Genomic DNA, 16583 nt, shown 5'->3' on the forward strand with positions numbered 1-16583 from the left:
GAGTCGCTCCGATGACCACAACCACAACGGGTCCCGATACCACCCGTTCACCCGGCACACCCCACACGCTGCGCCGACGGGGTGACCTGGTCTTCTCGGGCACCGCGCTGGCCGCCGGGATCATCATCCTCGTCACCCTCGCCGCGGTGGCACTGTTCCTGATCGTGCAGTCGATCCCCGCCCTGTCGGCGGACACGTCGGACAATCACATCCTCTCGGGCCAGTCGTTCCTCTCCTGGGTCTGGCCGTTCGTCTTCGGCACGCTGTGGTCGAGCCTCATCGCCCTCGTCATCGCCGCTCCGATCGCCATCGGCATCGCGCTCTTCATCTCGCACTACGCGCCCCGCAGGCTCGCCGGCTTCCTCGGCTACATCATCGACCTGCTGGCGGCGGTGCCGTCGGTCGTGTTCGGCCTCTGGGGTGCGCTCACCTTCGCCCCGATGCTCGTGCCCTTCTACAAGTGGCTGAACGAGCACCTCGGGTGGATCCCGATCTTCAGCGGCACGCCCTCGGGCACCGGCAAGACGATCCTCACGGCATCCCTCGTCCTCGCCGTGATGATCCTGCCCATCATGACCGCCATCTGCCGCGAGGTGTTCCTGCAGACTCCGAAGCTCCACGAGGAGGCCGCCCTGGCCCTCGGCGCGACGCGCTGGGAGATGGTCAGGATGGCCGTGCTGCCCTTCGCCCGCAGCGGCATGGTGTCGGGCGCGATGCTCGGCCTCGGTCGCGCACTGGGCGAGACCATGGCCGTGACGCTCGTGCTCTCCCCTCTCGGGATCATCACGTTCAACCTGATCAACCCGGAGAACCCGACGACGATCCCCGCGATCATCGCCCTGCGGTTCCCCGAAGCCCACGACGAGGGCGTCAACACGCTCATCGCCGCGGGTCTGATCCTCTTCATCGTCACCTTCGCGGTCAACTTCGTCGCCCGCTGGATCGTCTCGCGCCGTGCCGAGTTCTCGGGAGCCAACTGACATGACCACCACACTCACCCCCTCGCCGTCCTCGGTGGTCGCTCCCACCCACAGCACGTCGGCCGGACACCTGCCGAAGTGGGCGCCCTGGGCGCTGCTGCTGGTCGCGTTCATCGTGTCGGCGACGATCTTCGCGTTCGTCAACGTGGGCAACGACCCGGCCGACTTCAACATCGCGCTCACCCTCGTCGTCGGCCTGATCTTCTACATGGCGCTGATCATGGTGATCTCGACTCTCGTCGAGAGTCGCCGGCACGCGATCGACCGCCTCATGACCGCTCTGGTCTCCGGGGCCTTCGTGGTCGCGCTCCTCCCCCTCATCTCGCTGCTCTACACCGTGGTCGTCAACGGTCTGATGCGCTTCGACGGGGAGTTCTTCAGCTTCTCGATGCGCAACATCGTCGGCGAGGGCGGCGGCGCCGTGCACGCCATCTGGGGAACCCTCCTGATCACGCTCGGCGCGACGGTGATCTCGGTGCCGATCGGCCTGATGACCTCGATCTACCTGGTCGAGTACGGAGAGGGCCGCAAGCTCGCCCGAGGCATCACGTTCCTCGTCGACGTCATGACCGGCATCCCCTCGATCGTCGCCGGTCTGTTCATCTACTCGGTGTTCTCCCTGATCGTCGGTCCGGGAACACGGATGGGCATCATGGGCTCGCTCGCGCTGTCGGTGCTGATGATCCCCGTCGTGGTGCGAGGCTCGGAGGAGCTCCTCCGCATCGTCCCGAACGAGCTGCGCGAGGCCGCCTACGCGCTCGGCGTGCCGAAGTGGCTGACGATCATCAAGGTGGTGCTGCCGACCGCGATCGCCGGCATCCTCACCAGCGTGATGCTGGCCATCTCCCGCGTCATCGGCGAGACCGCTCCGCTGCTGCTCACCGTCGGCATCGTGCAGGGCATGAACCTCAACATGTTCAGCGGCCAGATGGCGACTCTGCCGGTGTTCTCGTACATGCAGGCGAAGTACCCCGGCATCCCCGTCGATGCCTATCTCGACCGGGCGTGGGCTGCCGCTCTCACCCTGATCGTCATCGTGATGGTGCTGAACCTGCTGGCCCGCATCATCGCCAAGGTGTTCGCACCCAAGATCAACGGCCGCTGAGCCGACACACCCGACTGACTGACTGACTGACTGAACAAGAAGGATCTCCCGTGTCCAAGAGCATCGAAGTCAACGACCTCAACGTCTACTACAGCGACTTCCTCGCTGTCGAAGGCGTCAGCATCGACATCAAGCCCAATACCGTGACGGCGTTCATCGGCCCGTCCGGGTGCGGCAAGTCCACCTTCCTGCGCACCCTCAATCGCATGCACGAGGTCATCCCCGGCGCACGCGTCGAGGGCGAGGTGCTGATCGACGGCAAGAACCTCTACGGCACCGGCGTGGACCCCGTGCTGGTGCGTCGCCAGGTCGGAATGGTCTTCCAGCGCCCGAACCCGTTCCCGACCATGTCGATCAAGGAGAACGTGCTCGCGGGTGTGAAGCTGAACAACACGCGCATGGCCAAGAGCGATCAGGACGCCCTGGTCGAGAAGTCCCTGCGCGGCGCGAACCTGTGGAACGAGGTCAAGGACCGTCTCGACCGTCCGGGCTCGGGCCTCTCCGGTGGACAGCAGCAGCGTCTGTGCATCGCCCGTGCGATCGCCGTCTCGCCCGACGTGATCCTCATGGACGAGCCCTGCTCGGCCCTCGACCCGATCTCGACCTTCGCGATCGAGGAGCTGATCGCCGAGATCAAGACCCAGTACACGGTCGTGATCGTGACGCACAACATGCAGCAGGCGAGCCGCGTCTCCGACAAGACGGCGTTCTTCAACATCGCCGGCACCGGCAAGCCCGGCAAGCTCATCGAGTACGACGACACCCGCACGATGTTCACGACGCCGTCGGTGCAGGCCACCGAGGACTACGTCTCCGGACGCTTCGGATAATCCTCTCCCCCGGGCTCTCCCCCGGGGTTCTCCGGCGTCCGGTCCGCGTCTCGCGGGCACGACGTCGGAGCAGGAGTCTCGACACGCCGTGCGGCCCTGTGGCCGCACGGCGTGTCGTCGTCGTGGGGCCGAAGCCGTGCCCGCAGTGGCGCGATGAACCTCTCCTGCAGCCCGCGAACGACTCAGTCGCGCGGCGAGAGCAGGTAGCGGTTGAGATCGGCCGTGAGAGCATGGTCGACCGGCAGCTCGACCCCGTCGACGGCGGTGATCGGAGCCGCCAGGCGCACGCTCGAGACGAGCCACGCGGCATCCGCTCGAGACAGGTCGGACGCCGGGACGCGCGCGTACTCCGCCGCGAGACCACGGTCCGTCAGATACTCGTAGACGCTGAGCTGGGTGGTGCCGTGCAGGATGCCGCCGTTCGGCGCGGGCGTCACGAAGCGGTCGTCCAGGCGCAGGATCAGCGACGCGGTCGGCGCCTCCAGCACGAAGCCGTCGCGCGACAGGAAGATCGCGTCGTCGGCGCCGCGCCGGTGCGCCTCGCGCAGTGCGGCCATGTTGACCGCGTACGAGAGGGTCTTGGCTCCGAGCAGCAGCCAGGACGCGTTCGCGGCGACGTCGAGGTCGTATCCGCGGTCGAGCGTCACCACGCGGATACCCCGTTCGCGCACCGCGGTGAAATCGGATGCCGGCGCAGCCGTCGCCCACGCGGTCGGAGTCGGACCGTGCTCCACTCCCCTGCTGAGGATGAGCTTGATGACGTACTCGCCCGCCTCGCAGTGCTCCGCCGCGCGTTCGATCGCCTGGTGCCACTGCGCCCGGTTCGGAAGCGGCAGATCGCACAGCGCCGCGGAGTGCGCGAGCCGCTCCAGGTGCGGCACGACCTCCTGCGCATGCCCGTCGACCACGCCGATCGACTCGAAGACCCCGTCTCCTCGTTGCGTGCTCAGCTCCCCGACGCTCAGCGCGGGTGCCGCCGCATCGACGAGGGTGAACGTGTCGGCGAAGTCCGCGCGGACGTCGTCGGATGCTGCAGGGTCGATCATCAGAGCGAAGCGCCGGGTCATGGTCCGAGCCTAGAGCCCAGGGAATAGACCCGCAGCGATCTTGTTACAATGTAGTGGCCGGGCCGCATAACCCCGGGCTCCAATTTTTGCCGCTGCGAGCGGCCTTCCGCCGAGAGGCGTTCTTGCGGCCCGGTCTTATCTTTTCCCCGGCGATGCGCCCGGGAGATCTCAGACCAGGGCATCCGTTCGCCAGAGCGTCGCCGCCGCGGTGAGATCCTGTGCGTAGCTGCTCAGACGCAGGGCGCGGGTGGTCAGTTCGCTCGCTCGGGACGGTTCGGTGAGCTCGTAATCGTCGGCGGTGTGCGTGGCACCGGAGGCGTGCACCCGGCAGAATGATGCCGCTCGATCGAGCGCGACGGCGAAGTCGCCCCGGAACGCTCCCCGCAGGATCGTGTCGATCAGGGCGACGATCTCATCGGGGCTCGCAGGCACCGGCGCTCCCGCGACGATCGCGTCGACCGAGGCGAGCTCCACCCGACCGCGCTCGTACAGCAGGGCCGCCGTGTGCGGATCGGTGTGGATCGCGAGCTGCAGCAGGTACAGCCGCCACAGCGCACCAGGAAGCGTCCGCGCCGGTGCCTTCGACCAGAGTTCGGCGATCTCGTCGATGCCGTGCTCCGCGGTGAAGGCGACGAGCCTGTCGGCGCTCACTCCGCTCTCGTCCGCACGCACACGGGTCAGGAGTGCGGATGCGGTCGCGTGCGCGATCCGCGTCTCCTCCGCAGGGTCGTGTGCGCTGACGATGTTGTCGAAGGCGCTGGACGGTCGGCGCACGGGACGGGAGAACTGCTCAGGCATCAGTCCAGGGTACGCGGGATCGACGCGGTCAGGCGGTGGGGATGACGACGACGGGATCGGTCGTCGGCGAACCCGACGGCGAGCCGCCGGCCTGCTCCACCGTGACCGCGATCACGTCTCCGGCATGCATGTCGCCGGCGAGCACCGCCGTCGCCTCTCCACCGTCGGCGTCGAACACGCCGGCCGAGATCGGCGTCTCACCACGGACGTACCAGAGTTCGTAGGTCTCGCCATCGGCGAGCGACGGGACGCCGTCCGTCACCAGCACCGAGGTGCCGAGCGAGGCCGACCAGTGTGCGGTCGCGGTGCCGCCGCCCTCCAGCGGAACGCTCGCCTGCTGTGCGTCGCCTGCGGCCTGGATGTCCTGCAGGGCGATGACGCTCGCAGGGCGGTTCAGGTAGTCGTTGACGGCCACTGCGCCGATGCCCACTCCGACCAGGAGCGCGAGGCAGGCGGCCAGCGTGAACAGGATGCGGAGACGATGCGGCGGAGCCTTCGGGGTCGCCGCGGCGCGCGGGTCTCCCGGCGCGAGGTCGTCGGACTCGAGCTCGTCCGCGACGGACGAGGAGTCCTCGGCATCGGCTGAGTCTTCCGCGCCGGCTGAGTTCGATTCGGGGAGAGTGTCCGGGATGGAGTCGGACACGATGGCCCGACCGTCCTGCGGCGTCTCGGCGATGCGGGCGAGCAGTGCGGCCCTGATGCCGGGGCCCGGGACCACCGGGGTCGCGCCGGATGCGAGCATGCCGGCGGTGTCGACGTCGTCGTCCGCGATCGCCTGCCACTGCGGGTTCGCGACGAGAGCGGCGTGGTAGCGCTGCTGGTCGTCCGGCGACAGCGCGTCGAGTGCCGCTCCTGCCGCGAGTTCCGCGAATTCCTGTTCGTTCATGCTGTCACCCCCATGGCTGCCCGGAGACGCGAGAGTCCGTCTCGCATCCGTGTCTTGATGGTCCCCAGCGGTGCTCCGACGAGCACTGCGACTTCGTTTTGACTGTATCCGCCGTAGTAGGCCAGAACGAGTGCTTCGCGCTGCGCCTCGGGAAGAGCTGCGAGCGCGTGGTGGACCTTCTCGCTCTCGATGCCCAGTTCCACCGTCTCCGACACACTGTCGTGTGCGACTCCGATATCTCTGAACCCGGCCCGCACATCCCGGTCCGCACTGGACTGGGATGCCCGTACCCGGTCGACCGCACGACGGTGCGCGATCGTCATCACCCAGGTTCTTCCCTGCCCCTTGTTCGGAGCGAACTTCGAAGCGGATTGCCAGATCTCGAGAAAGACCTCCTGCAGCACCTCTTCGCTCTGCGAACGGTTGACCAGGACCCGCAGGATCAGGCCGAATGCCCGAGAGGACAGCGCATCGTAGAGTTCGGCGAATGCGCGCTGATCACCGCCGCCGATACGCACGAGCAGGTCGGCGACAGCATCCTGCGGCGTACCGTCTTCGGGTACGTCCATTCCATCGATGACCATCTGTACCAGCATGCCGCATTCACCTCGCTTTCCCTTGCAACCGCCGCCCGAAAGAGACGTAAACGAGTCCTCTTAAGGTCTAATCGTCGAAAGCTGTTCGCCGCGAGGTGCGAAACGGATTGAATCCGGTACCCGAGAAAAAAAGTTCTGACTTTCTCCCATCCGATCCCGACGGGGCTCCGAACGACTGTCAACGCCACGGAGAGGCCGTGGCAAATGTTCTGAAGGAGCTTGAGATGTTCAGCACCAAGAAGAAGGTCACCGCAGCGATCACCCTCGGCCTTGCGAGCGCATTCCTGCTCTCCGCATGTTCCATGGGCGGAACCACCAGCGACGAGCCGTCGGAGTCGATGGCTCCTGAGTCTTCCGAGACCACGGCCCCCGCCGAGACGATGGACCCGGCCGCGGACCTCGTCGGCCCCGGCTGCGCCGCATACGCAGAGGCAGTGCCGGACGGCGCCGGATCGGTCGAGGGCATGTCGCTCGACCCGGTCGCGACCGCCGCATCGAACAACCCGCTGCTCAAGACGCTGGTCGCCGCAGTCAGCGGTCAGCTCAACCCCGACGTCAACCTCGTCGACACCCTGAACGGTGACGAGTTCACCGTCTTCGCCCCCGTGGACGACGCCTTCGCGAAGATCGACCCCGCCACCATCGAGGCACTCAAGACCGACAGCGCCACGCTGAGCTCGATCCTGACGTACCACGTGGTCCCCGGCCAGATCGCTCCGGCTGACATCGACGGCACCCACGCCACGGTCAACGGCGCCGACCTCGAGGTCACCGGAAGCGGCGACTCGATCATGGTCAACGACGCCAACGTCATCTGCGGTGGAGTCAAGACCGCCAACGCCACCGTGTACCTCATCGACTCGGTGCTGATGCCCCCGGCCGCGTAAGGCAGGGAATCACCGAGGCACTCTCGGTAAACCGTCTCGTCACTCAGGGGGAGGACGACGAGACGGAGAAGGAGCCGCTGGCGATACGTCGTCAGCGGCTCCTTCTTTGCGCAATAGACTGGTCATGCGGGCCTCTAGCTCAGTTGGCAGAGCATCGGACTTTTAATCCGCGGGTCGTGGGTTCGAGCCCCACGGGGCCCACCGTTATCACCGCATCGACGATCCGGCCACCCCCTTCACGGGGCCGGTGTCCTACGAGAGTGTCGAGGTGTCCCATCCGGGACCTCGACCTCCACGAAAGGACGCATCATGGCGACTCTCACCGACAGCCGAGTGGCATTCCTGGCCACGGACGGATTCGAGGACAGCGAGCTGACCAGTCCGTGGGAAGCGGTGCAGGGCGAGGGCGCGAGCGCCACGCTCATCGCACCCGAGGGACTGCAGATCACCGGCAAGAACGGCCACGTCCAGCACGTCGACCTGACCTCCGACACCGCGAAGGCCGACGAGTTCGACGCGCTCGTGCTCCCGGGAGGCGTCGTGAACGCCGACCACCTGCGCCTCGACAAGCCCTCCATCGAACTCGCCCGTTCGTTCTTCGAGCAGCACAAGCCGGTCGCCGTCATCTGCCACGGCGCATGGATCCTGATCGAAGCGGGAGTCGTCGACGGACGCACCCTCACGAGCTACCCGAGCCTGGCCACCGATCTGCGCAACGCCGGCGCGACCTGGGTCGATGAGGAGGTCGTGGTCGACGAAGGTCTCGTGTCGAGCCGCACCCCCGACGACCTGCCCGCCTTCAACGCGAAGCTGATCGAAGAGGTCGCCGAAGGGCGGCACGCCGAGCAGACGGCCTGATCGGATCTGATCTGATCCTGATCTGATCTGATCTGATCTGATCCTCCGGCGGTCCGGTGTCAGGCGCCCATGCGTGCCCTGTGACGCCGGACCGCCGCTCTGTTCGCGCAGCGCACCGAGCAGAACCGCTGCCTGCCGTTGCGGGTCACGTCGACGACGACGTTCGTGCAGGGCGAGGCCTCGCATCGCCCGAGGCGATCCATGCCGCGCGTGACGAGGTGCAGCGACGTGCCGACCGCGAAGATCGCCCGGAGCACGTACGGCAGCGACTGCACGTCGTCCCGGTAGTGCAGGTGCCAGCCCTCCCCGTCATGATTCGTGAGTCGGGGATAGGCCGCCGCCTTCGCCATCTGCGCATTGAGCACCTCGGCTCGCGCCGCGGGATCGTGCTCGTCGACGATCTGCAGCCAGTCGTCGACGACCTCGCGGACGCGCTCGTGATCATCGCGTGCGGGCGGGAACGTCATCGTCATGCCCCTCTCGAGTGTTCTGTCCTCGATGCCGGCACGATCGTCGGGAAAGTCGTCCGCGAGCGAGGCGGCCAGAAGCACCGCGTACTCGCCGTAAGGGTTGAGATGCATAAGGGCATTACATCACGCTGGACGCATGACCTCTTCGCAGACTCTCCCGATCCTCCGCCCGACCGCCCTGCCGCACGAGCACGCCTGGGCCGTCGACTCGCGCCACGCCACCAGCGAGGGCACGGTTCTCTATGTCCGCTGCGTGGGATGCGATGCGCACCGAGTGGATCTGCAGCCGCATCCGCACCGTCCGCCCCTCGCCCTGACTCGAGAGGCAGGGGGCGTCGGGCTCACGCCGTGAGCTCGACGAGCGTGCGGACCGTGCGGAGGTTGCGGGCGGTTCCGGCAACACCGAGCGCTTTGTCGAGCGCGGCCTTGGTGAGCTTGGTGCTGTGCACTCCGCGCTCGCTGTAGGCGATCCACAGTTCCTCGCCGGTCAGGGCGATCCGCTCCCCCGGCACGAGTCTCTGCTCGAGCGCCGCGACCGCGCCCGGGGATGCAGGACCTTCGAGGAACATCGCGTGCAGCAGCTTGTCGGACGCATCGGCGAAGGGGTGGCTGTTCTCGGCGCGCACGAGCGCCTCGTGCGTCCGAAGGATCACGGGGGTGTCGACACCGAACTCCGCGGAGATCAGTGCACGGACTCGCGCACAGGCGGCCGCCGGATCGTCTGGCTCGTCGCACACGATGTTGCCACTGGCGATGTAGGTCGACACCTCACCGAGCTGCGGGGCGAGCACCTCGCGCAGCCGCCCCATCGGCACGAGGTTGCGCCCAGACACGTTCACCGCTCTCAACAGCATCACGCTGCGGGTCATGCCGCACCGCTCTGGGCCAGGACCGCTCCGGCATGGGCGAGTTCGGCGAGGGCCGCGGCGCTCGGCTCCGCGGCGACCCCGGCGATCAGGTCGGTGAGGACCCGCACCTGCACACCGTGCGCGATCGCATCGAGGGCGGAGGCCCGGACGCAGTGATCGGTGGCGATCCCGACCACGTCTGCGGAGACCACGCCGGCTCCGGCCAGGATCCCGGCGACCGTCTTGCCGTCCTCGGTCGTACCCTCGAACATCGAGTACGCCGGCTCACCCTGCCCCTTGCGGACATGATGGGTGACGGCATCCGTCACCAGCAGCGGATCGTACTCGGCCCCATCCGAGCCCGCGACGCAGTGCGAGGGCCACGTGTCGACGAAGTCGGGACTCTCGGCGAAGTGACCGCCGTTGTCCCCCTGCGCGTCATGCCAGTCGCGCGAGGCGACGATCACGTCGTACTCCGCGGCGTGAGCCTCCAGGAAGGCGGAGACGGCGGATGCCACGGCATCCCCACCCGCGACGGCGAGCGCGCCGTGCTCGGTGAAGTCGTTCTGGATGTCGACGATCAGAAGCGCTCGGCTCATGATCCGAGCGTACGCGGGATCCGACGCCGGCTCATCCGGAAACCAAAAGGCCCCGTGATCTTTTCAGATCACGGGGCCTGCTGGAGCCGCTTGTCAGAATCGAACTGACGACCTTCTCATTACGAGTGAGATGCTCTGCCGACTGAGCTAAAGCGGCGCGATCATCGATATTACCCGTTCCTGAGCCGCACCGCGAATCGGCGTCGGGTCACTCGCAGCGCAGCCCATCCTCGGGCACCACATCGTCGAGGAGGAACGCCTCGACGGCGCCGTCGACACAGGTGTTGCCCTTGTTGTATCCGGTGTGCCCCTCGCCCACGCGTGTGATGAGCACGCCCTCCTGCAGCTGGTCCGCGAGCGACTCCGACCACTCGTACGGGGTGGCCGGGTCGTTGGTCGTGCCGACCACGAGGATCGGGCCGGCGCCCTCGGCGGTGATCTCGCCCCGGGTGCCGGTCGGCGGGTACGGCCACACGGCACACGAATCGGGGCCGTTCCAGTACGGAGCGATCGTCGGCGCACCCTCGGCGATCTTGGCGGTGGTCGCCGCCTCGGCGTTCGGGTCGTCTTCGACCGGGTAGTCCATGCAGTTGTAGGCGCGGAATGCCTCGCTGGAATTGTCGAGGTAGCTGCCGTTCTCACGGCCGTTGTAGAAGTCGGCCAGGAAGAACGCGGTCGTCGGATCGCCCTGCAGCGCCTCGTCGAAGGCCTGGGTGAGGTACGACCAGCTGTCGGCGGAGTAGAGCGCCGCGATGATGCCGGTCATCAGCGCATCGGCACCGAGCAGGCGCCCGTCGCCGTTCTTGAGCGGCGACGCGTCGACGCTCGCGAGCAGTGCGCCGAGGTCGGCCATCGCCTCATCGACGGTGCCGGTGAACGGGCACTCCCCCGAATCCAGGCAGTCCTGCATGTACGCACGCAGCGCCGATTCGAATCCGAGCGCCTGCGTCGCGCCGACGTCGAGGCCGGAGACCGCGGGGTCGATGGCCCCGTCGAGAACCAGGCGTCCCGCCTTGTCGGGGTAGAGGTTCGCGTAGGTCGCTCCGAGGAAGGTGCCGTAGGAGTAGCCGAGGTAGTTGAGCTGCGCGTCCCCCAGCACCGCACGGATCAGGTCCATGTCGCGAGCCGCGTTGATGGTCGTGATGTACGGCAGGATGCCGCCGCTGTTCGCCTCGCATGCCTCGGCGAACTTCTTGTGACCGGCGAGCAGCTCGGCCTCCCACTGCGCACTGCCGCGCTTGGCCGTGGGGATCGAGTAGAGGTAGTCGTCCATCTCGGACGCGTCGAAGCAGGTGACCGCCGTGGACTGCCCCACCCCTCGTGGGTCGAAGCCGATCACGTCGTAGTTCTCGATCAGGTCGGCGCCGACGGCGAAGTCGAGGCTGTCGCGGATGAGCTCCACACCGCTGGCGCCGGGGCCACCGGGGTTGGTGAGCAGCGAGCCCTGAGCAGTGCCGGTCGCCTGGTGGCGCACCACCGACAGAGTGATCTCGCCCTGGCCCGGGCTCTCCCAGTCCAGGGGTGCGGTCACATCGGTGCAGTCGAAGCCGGTGCCGCATTCGCTCCACGAGAGCGTCTGCCCGTAGAAGGGCATCAGATCTGCCGAGACGCCCTCGGTGTCGGGTGCCTTGGTGGTCGACGGCTTCGGCTCGGCCTGCTCGGGGATCATCGAGTACAGGCACCCCGAGAGGGCGACGGATGCGGCGGCGAGGCCGGCGATCACCGCGATGGTGCGACGGAGGCGGGAAGTCGGTCTGGTGTTCACGGTGTCCTCCCGCTCGTGACAGTCACGAGCAAGCTCTCGAGTGCGAGAAGCGGTGCGACGTTGCGCTCCAACGACTGGCGGGTATCGGCTAGGTGATCGAGTACGACAAGAGTACGGGTCTCGGGCCACGCGGCCGCGAGCGCTTCGAGCTCTTCTCGGAGCTCGCGGTTGATGAGATCGTCGCCCCGGCCGAACTGCAGCATCACGACGTCGCGGAAGAGCGACTGCAGATCCGTCAGCACACGGTCGATCCCGTCGCGGAGGCTGCGCGTGGCGCGCTTCTTCTGGTCGTCTTCGAGTGCGGAGATCTGGGTCCGCAGCGCGGGCGGCACGGCCTGCCCCTCGGCGATGCCGACGGTGCGGAGCAGGCTCGCGCGCTCGCTCGCGTCTCGCTCGGCCGTGAGGGTCTTCGCGTCGTCGTTCGCCGCCTGGATGATGCGACCGGCCACCTCCACGGCGTCGTTCACACCGCGAACGCCCAGAACCGACCTCAGGGTGTCATCGCGACGACGTCGCGCGGCCTCGTCGGTGGCGAGCCGCTGCGCCATCCCGATGTGTCGCTGCGCGTGACGGGCCGCCTGCTCGGCGACAGCTTCGTCGGCGCCGGTGCGGAGCGTGATCAGACGCGCGACGTCGGCGACGTCCGGTTCTCGCAGCCGCAGCGAGCGGACCCGTGAGCGGATCGTGGGGAGCAGGTCGGCCTCGCTGGGCGCGCACAGGATCCACACCGTGTCTTCGGGCGGCTCCTCGAGCGCCTTCAGCAGCACGTTGGAGGTGCGTTCGACCATGCGATCGGCGTCTTCGACGATGATCACGCGGTAGCGGCCGGCAGACGGCGCGAAGTATGAGCGCTCGACGAGGGCGCGGGCTTCGGCGATCGTGATGATCACCTTGTCGGTGCGCAGTGCGGTGACGTCGGGGTGCGTGCCGGCGAGGACCTGTCGCATCGCCGCCTCGTCGTCGGGGCGGTCGGCGATCAGCGCCGCTGCGAATGCGTGCGCGAGAGTGGATCGCCCGGATCCTGGCGGCCCGGTGATGAGCCAGGCGTGCGAGAGGGCCGTCGGATCGGAGGCCGCATGGCGCAGCGTCTCGACGGCTGCGTCCTGCCCCCAGACGTCGGCCCACGGAAACGGAGCGGCGACGGTCTGGGGCATGCCCTCAGCCTAATCGGGAGCACCGACGTGCGCGGCACCGCCCCGCATGCTTCTGCGGGCGTGGACGACCGCAGCGACTCTCAGCCGACCAGCGTCGCCACGCGGTCGCGGATCTGCGCTGCGATGGCCTCGGGCGATGCGGAGGCGTCGAGAACGAGGAAGCGCTCGGGCTCGGCCTCGGCCAGGGCGAGATAGGAATCGCGCACGCGGGCGTGGAACTCGGTCTTCTCGGCCTCGAGCCGATCGAACGGCTTGTCGGCGGCGTCGAGACGTACCCGCGCCGATTCGGGGTCGAGGTCGAGCAGCACGGTGAGATCGGGCAGGGCGCCTTCGGCTGCCCACAGCGAGAGGTTGCGGATCTCATCGCCGTCGAGCACACGGCCCGCACCCTGGTAGGCGACCGACGAATCGAGATAGCGATCCTGCAGCACGACCTCACCGCGGGCGAGAGCCGGCCTCACGACCGTGGCGACATGGTGTGCGCGGTCGGCGGCATAGAGCAGGGCCTCGGCGCGCGGTGCGATGTCACCGCGGTGGTGCAGCACGATGTCGCGGATCAGCTGGCCGACTTCGGAGCCGCCGGGCTCGCGGGTGCGCACCACAGTGCGTCCCGCCTCCGTCAGCCAGTCCGCGAGGAGATCCGACTGGGTCGTCTTGCCCGACCCGTCGCCGCCTTCGAGAGTGATCCAGACACCGGACCCCGACGTCACGAACCGGCCTTCACTTCGACTCGCTCCGCTCACTCAGTACGACGCTTCGCCGCGTTCGCGGCGCGGGTCGCCGCTGCCTTCTTGGCTGCGGCGGAGCGCGCAGCGGCCTTCTCTACATCCGTCGCCGACGCCTTGGCCGGAGCCTTCTTGGCGGCAGGCTTCTTCGCGGCGGGCTTCTTGGCCGCGGGCTTCTTCGCGGCGGGCTTCTTGGCGGGAGCTTTCTTCGCCGCGCCGCGCTTCGGGGCAGGTCCCTTGGCGCGCTTGTCTGCGAGCATCTGCACGGCGATCTCGAAGGTGATGTCCTCGGGCTTCTGCCCACGGGGGATCGTCACGTTCGTCTCGCCGTCGGTCACATACGCACCGAAGCGACCGTCGCGGATGCGGATCGGCTTGTTGCTCACCGGGTCGGCCTCGAACTCCGCGAGCGCGCTGGAGGCCCGACGGGATCCTGCGCCGTACTTCGGCTGCGCGTAGATCTCGAGCGCCTTCTCGAGGGTGACGTCGAAGATCTGCGATTCGCTGTCCAGCGAACGCGAATCGGTCCCCTTCTTCAGGTACGGACCGTAGCGTCCGTTCTGCGCCGTGATCTCGTCGCCGGTCTCAGGGTCGGCCCCGACCACTCGCGGCAGGCTCAGGAGCTGGAGCGCGGTGTCGAGGTCGATCGTGTCGACGGACATCGACCGGAACAGCGAGCCCGTGCGCGGCTTCGGCGCAGTCTCCTTCTTCGCCCCCCGCTTCGGCTTGGGCTTCTCCTCGACGACCTCACCGGTCGTCTCGTCGACCTCGGCGTCGTCGGACACCGGATCGTTCTCCTGCACGTAGGGACCGAAGCGGCCGTCCTTGACGACGACGATCTTGCCGTTCTCCGGGTTGACTCCCAGCACTCGATCGCCCGCGACGGGAGCATCGATGAGCTCCTGCGCCTTCTCGGCGGTGAGCTCGTCGGGCGCGAGGTCCTCGGGGACGTTCACGATGCGCGGCTTCTCGTCGGGCGCCGCGGGGTCGGCCACCTCGAGGTACGGACCGTACTTGCCGAAGCGCAGAGTCGCGTTCTCGGTGATCGGCGTGGAGTTCAGCGCCCGCGCATCGATCTCACCCAGGTTGTCGACCACCTGGCGGAGGCCGACATGCGAGTCGGATCCGAAGTAGAAGGAGCGCAGCCATTCGACGCGCTTCTGCTCACCGCGGGCGATCGCGTCGAGATCGTCTTCGAGCGATGCCGTGAAGTCGTAGTCGATCAGGTGCGCGAAGTGCTCCTCGAGCAGTCGGACGACGCTGAAAGCGAGCCAGGTGGGCACGAGCGCCTGTCCGCGCTTGGTGGCGTAGCCGCGGTCGATCACGGTCCCGATGATGCTCGCGAACGTGGAGGGGCGGCCGATGCCGTGCTCTTCGAGAGCCTTGACCAGCGAGGCCTCGGTGAATCGCGGCTTGGGCGTGGTGCGGTGCCCCTTGGCCTCGGCATCCGACATCGCGAGCTCATCGCCGACGGCGACCGCGGGGAGCGACTGGTCGTCGGAGCGGTCCTGGGAGTTGCGCTTCTCATCGCGCCCCTCCTCGTAGGCGTCCAGGAAGCCACGGAACGTGTAGACGGTTCCGGATGCCGTGAACTCGGCCTTCTGTCCGGCCGCATCCACGGCGATGGTGACCGTGGTCGTCTCGTACTTCGCATCGGCCATCTGGCTCGCGACGGTCCGCTTCCAGATGAGGTCGTAGAGACGGTGCTCTTCACGGTCCAGCTCGGAGGCGACGGACTTGGGCGTGCGGAAGTTCTCGCCCGAGGGACGGATCGCCTCGTGCGCCTCCTGCGCGTTCTTGCTCTTCGACTTGTACACGCGCGGCTTGAGCGGCACGGCCGTGTCGCCGTACAGCGCGACGGCCTGGCTGCGCGCAGCCTGCACCGCCTGCGTGCTCAGCGCCACCGAGTCGGTTCGCATATAGGTGATGTAGCCCTTTTCGTAGAGCCGCTGGGCGACGCTCATCGCCTGCTTGGCGCTCATCGAGAGCTTTCGCCCCGCCTCCTGCTGCATCGTGGAGGTGGTGAACGGCGCGTAAGGGCTGCGGGTTCCGGGCTTCGCCTCGACCTTGGTGACCGTGCCGGACCCGGCCGAGTCGACGGCGAGTGCGAGCGCTGCCGCCTTCTTCTCGTCGAGGATGACGACGGCCTTCTTCAGCGCACCGGTGTCGTCGAAGTCGGTGCCACGGGCGAGCTGGCCGCCGTCGACGCGGACGAGACGCACCGTGAAACCGGCGCTCGAGGTCGCGACGGCCTCGACGTCCCAGTACTCGGCCGAGACGAACGCCATGCGTTCGCGCTCTCGCTCGACGATCATCCTGGTGGCGGCGGACTGCACTCGTCCGGCCGACAGTCCGGTCTTGACCTTGTACCAGAGCACGGGCGAGACGTCCCACCCGTAGAGCCGGTCGAGGATGCGGCGGGTCTCCTGGGCATCGACGAGGTCGGTGTCGAGTTCGCGGGTGTTGCCGATGGCCGCCTGGATGGCGTCTTTGGTGATCTCGTGGAAGACCATGCGCTTGACGGGCACCTTGGGCTTGAGCGTCTCGAGCAGGTGCCAGGCGATCGCCTCACCTTCGCGGTCCTCATCAGTGGCGAGCAGGAGCTCGTCGGCGGTCTTGAGCGCACGCTTGAGTTCGGCGACGGTCTTGGTCTTGCGGTCGGAGACCACGTAGTACGGATCGAAGTCGTTGTCGACGTCGATCGAGTACTTCCCGTACGCCTGCTTGTCCGAGGCGGGGATGTCCTTCTTGTCTGCGAGGTCGCGGATGTGCCCGACCGAGCTGAGGACCTCGTAGCCGTCGCCGAGGTACCCCTGAATCGACCGCATCTTCGTCGGGGACTCGACGATGACGAGCTTCTTGCCTTCAGCCAAGGGAGCATCCTTTCTTCATAGAACTCACATAACCCTAGTTCCCAGTGAGGTCTTCCCAGGCAGGGAGGATTCGCCCCGCGCTAGCGTGTACTCATGCATGGACGCAGATTCTCATGGCTGTTGGGCGGAATCGGACTGGTTG

The 16583-nt window shown here is 67.5% G+C and carries 17 protein-coding genes and 2 tRNA genes; 7 read left to right on the forward strand and 12 right to left on the reverse strand.

Going from position 1 to position 16583, the window contains the following annotated elements:
- Positions 1-11 precede the first annotated feature (11 nt).
- From pstC to pstB, 3 genes are read left to right on the forward strand one after another with little or no spacing between them, the layout of a single operon-like run.
- Positions 12-980 (forward strand): phosphate ABC transporter permease subunit PstC, encoded by a 969-nt coding sequence (gene pstC / locus DXT68_RS12535; RefSeq protein WP_045254298.1) that lies wholly within the window; start codon positions 12-14, stop codon positions 978-980.
- A 1-nt stretch (position 981) separates the two neighbouring features.
- Entirely contained in the window at positions 982-2085 is a 1104-nt protein-coding gene (gene pstA, locus DXT68_RS12540; protein WP_045254297.1) for a phosphate ABC transporter permease PstA, read from the forward strand.
- Positions 2086-2135: 50 nt separating this feature from the next.
- Positions 2136-2915, forward strand: a complete 780-nt coding sequence (gene pstB / locus DXT68_RS12545; protein ID WP_045254296.1) for a phosphate ABC transporter ATP-binding protein PstB — start codon at positions 2136-2138, stop codon at positions 2913-2915.
- Positions 2916-3097: 182 nt separating this feature from the next.
- Here pstB and DXT68_RS12550 read toward each other — a convergent pair whose 3' ends face one another.
- The 4 genes from DXT68_RS12550 to sigK all read right to left on the reverse strand — a co-directional run bounded on the left by DXT68_RS12550 (position 3098) and on the right by sigK (position 6262).
- Positions 3098-3982 carry an aminotransferase class IV gene (locus DXT68_RS12550; protein WP_045254295.1) on the reverse strand — a complete coding sequence of 295 codons (885 nt, stop codon included), beginning with the start codon at positions 3980-3982 and terminating at the stop codon, positions 3098-3100.
- A 168-nt stretch (positions 3983-4150) separates the two neighbouring features.
- Complete coding sequence (locus DXT68_RS12555) at positions 4151-4780, reverse strand: hypothetical protein (protein ID WP_045254294.1); 630 nt, start codon at positions 4778-4780, stop codon at positions 4151-4153.
- Between the two features lie 28 nt (positions 4781-4808).
- On the reverse strand, positions 4809-5666 hold the full coding sequence (locus DXT68_RS12560) for an anti-sigma factor (RefSeq protein WP_045254293.1): 858 nt from the start codon (positions 5664-5666) through the stop codon (positions 4809-4811).
- Positions 5663-6262: an ECF RNA polymerase sigma factor SigK gene (gene sigK, locus DXT68_RS12565; RefSeq protein WP_174233211.1), complete on the reverse strand. Its 600-nt coding sequence runs from the start codon at positions 6260-6262 to the stop codon at positions 5663-5665. Before sigK ends, DXT68_RS12560 begins: the two co-directional genes overlap by 4 nt.
- Before the next feature lie 224 nt (positions 6263-6486).
- Here sigK and DXT68_RS12570 point away from each other — a divergent pair, with 224 nt between their 5' ends.
- The 3 genes from DXT68_RS12570 (at position 6487) to DXT68_RS12580 (ending at position 8007) form a co-directional block, all read left to right on the forward strand.
- A complete protein-coding gene (locus tag DXT68_RS12570) occupies positions 6487-7149 on the forward strand; it encodes a fasciclin domain-containing protein (protein ID WP_045254291.1) in 663 nt (220 codons plus the stop codon).
- Between the two features lie 128 nt (positions 7150-7277).
- Positions 7278-7350 (forward strand) — tRNA-Lys (locus tag DXT68_RS12575).
- A gap of 108 nt (positions 7351-7458) precedes the next feature.
- Positions 7459-8007 (forward strand): type 1 glutamine amidotransferase domain-containing protein, encoded by a 549-nt coding sequence (locus DXT68_RS12580; protein WP_045254290.1) that lies wholly within the window; start codon positions 7459-7461, stop codon positions 8005-8007.
- 59 nt (positions 8008-8066) lie between these two features.
- On the opposite strand, the gene DXT68_RS12585 is transcribed toward DXT68_RS12580, so the two are convergent.
- Positions 8067-8588 carry a CGNR zinc finger domain-containing protein gene (locus DXT68_RS12585; RefSeq protein ID WP_045254289.1) on the reverse strand — a complete coding sequence of 174 codons (522 nt, stop codon included), beginning with the start codon at positions 8586-8588 and terminating at the stop codon, positions 8067-8069.
- A 25-nt stretch (positions 8589-8613) separates the two neighbouring features.
- Here DXT68_RS12585 and DXT68_RS12590 point away from each other — a divergent pair, with 25 nt between their 5' ends.
- On the forward strand, positions 8614-8829 hold the full coding sequence (locus tag DXT68_RS12590; RefSeq protein WP_045254288.1) for a hypothetical protein: 216 nt from the start codon (positions 8614-8616) through the stop codon (positions 8827-8829).
- Here the strand turns inward: DXT68_RS12590 and DXT68_RS12595 are convergent.
- From DXT68_RS12595 to topA, 7 genes are all read right to left on the reverse strand, one after another.
- Positions 8819-9346, reverse strand: a complete 528-nt coding sequence (locus DXT68_RS12595) for a DUF1697 domain-containing protein (RefSeq protein ID WP_045254287.1) — start codon at positions 9344-9346, stop codon at positions 8819-8821. The genes DXT68_RS12590 and DXT68_RS12595 overlap by 11 nt on opposite strands.
- Positions 9343-9924 carry an isochorismatase family protein gene (locus DXT68_RS12600; RefSeq protein WP_045254286.1) on the reverse strand — a complete coding sequence of 194 codons (582 nt, stop codon included), beginning with the start codon at positions 9922-9924 and terminating at the stop codon, positions 9343-9345. Before DXT68_RS12600 ends, DXT68_RS12595 begins: the two co-directional genes overlap by 4 nt.
- 81 nt (positions 9925-10005) lie before the next feature.
- Positions 10006-10081: transfer RNA gene (locus tag DXT68_RS12605), tRNA-Thr, on the reverse strand.
- A gap of 51 nt (positions 10082-10132) precedes the next feature.
- Positions 10133-11689 carry an alpha/beta hydrolase gene (locus DXT68_RS12610; RefSeq protein WP_045254285.1) on the reverse strand — a complete coding sequence of 519 codons (1557 nt, stop codon included), beginning with the start codon at positions 11687-11689 and terminating at the stop codon, positions 10133-10135.
- Positions 11686-12843, reverse strand: coding sequence for a DNA polymerase III subunit delta' (locus tag DXT68_RS12615; RefSeq protein ID WP_045254284.1), 1158 nt, complete (start codon positions 12841-12843; stop codon positions 11686-11688). Before DXT68_RS12615 ends, DXT68_RS12610 begins: the two co-directional genes overlap by 4 nt.
- A gap of 80 nt (positions 12844-12923) precedes the next feature.
- Positions 12924-13553: a dTMP kinase gene (tmk, locus tag DXT68_RS12620; RefSeq protein ID WP_045254283.1), complete on the reverse strand. Its 630-nt coding sequence runs from the start codon at positions 13551-13553 to the stop codon at positions 12924-12926.
- Positions 13554-13582: 29 nt separating this feature from the next.
- Complete coding sequence (topA, locus tag DXT68_RS12625; RefSeq protein ID WP_045254282.1) at positions 13583-16441, reverse strand: type I DNA topoisomerase; 2859 nt, start codon at positions 16439-16441, stop codon at positions 13583-13585.
- Positions 16442-16583: the final 142 nt, after the last annotated feature.

This window comes from Microbacterium foliorum, assembly GCF_003367705.1.
GTDB lineage: Bacteria > Actinomycetota > Actinomycetes > Actinomycetales > Microbacteriaceae > Microbacterium > Microbacterium foliorum.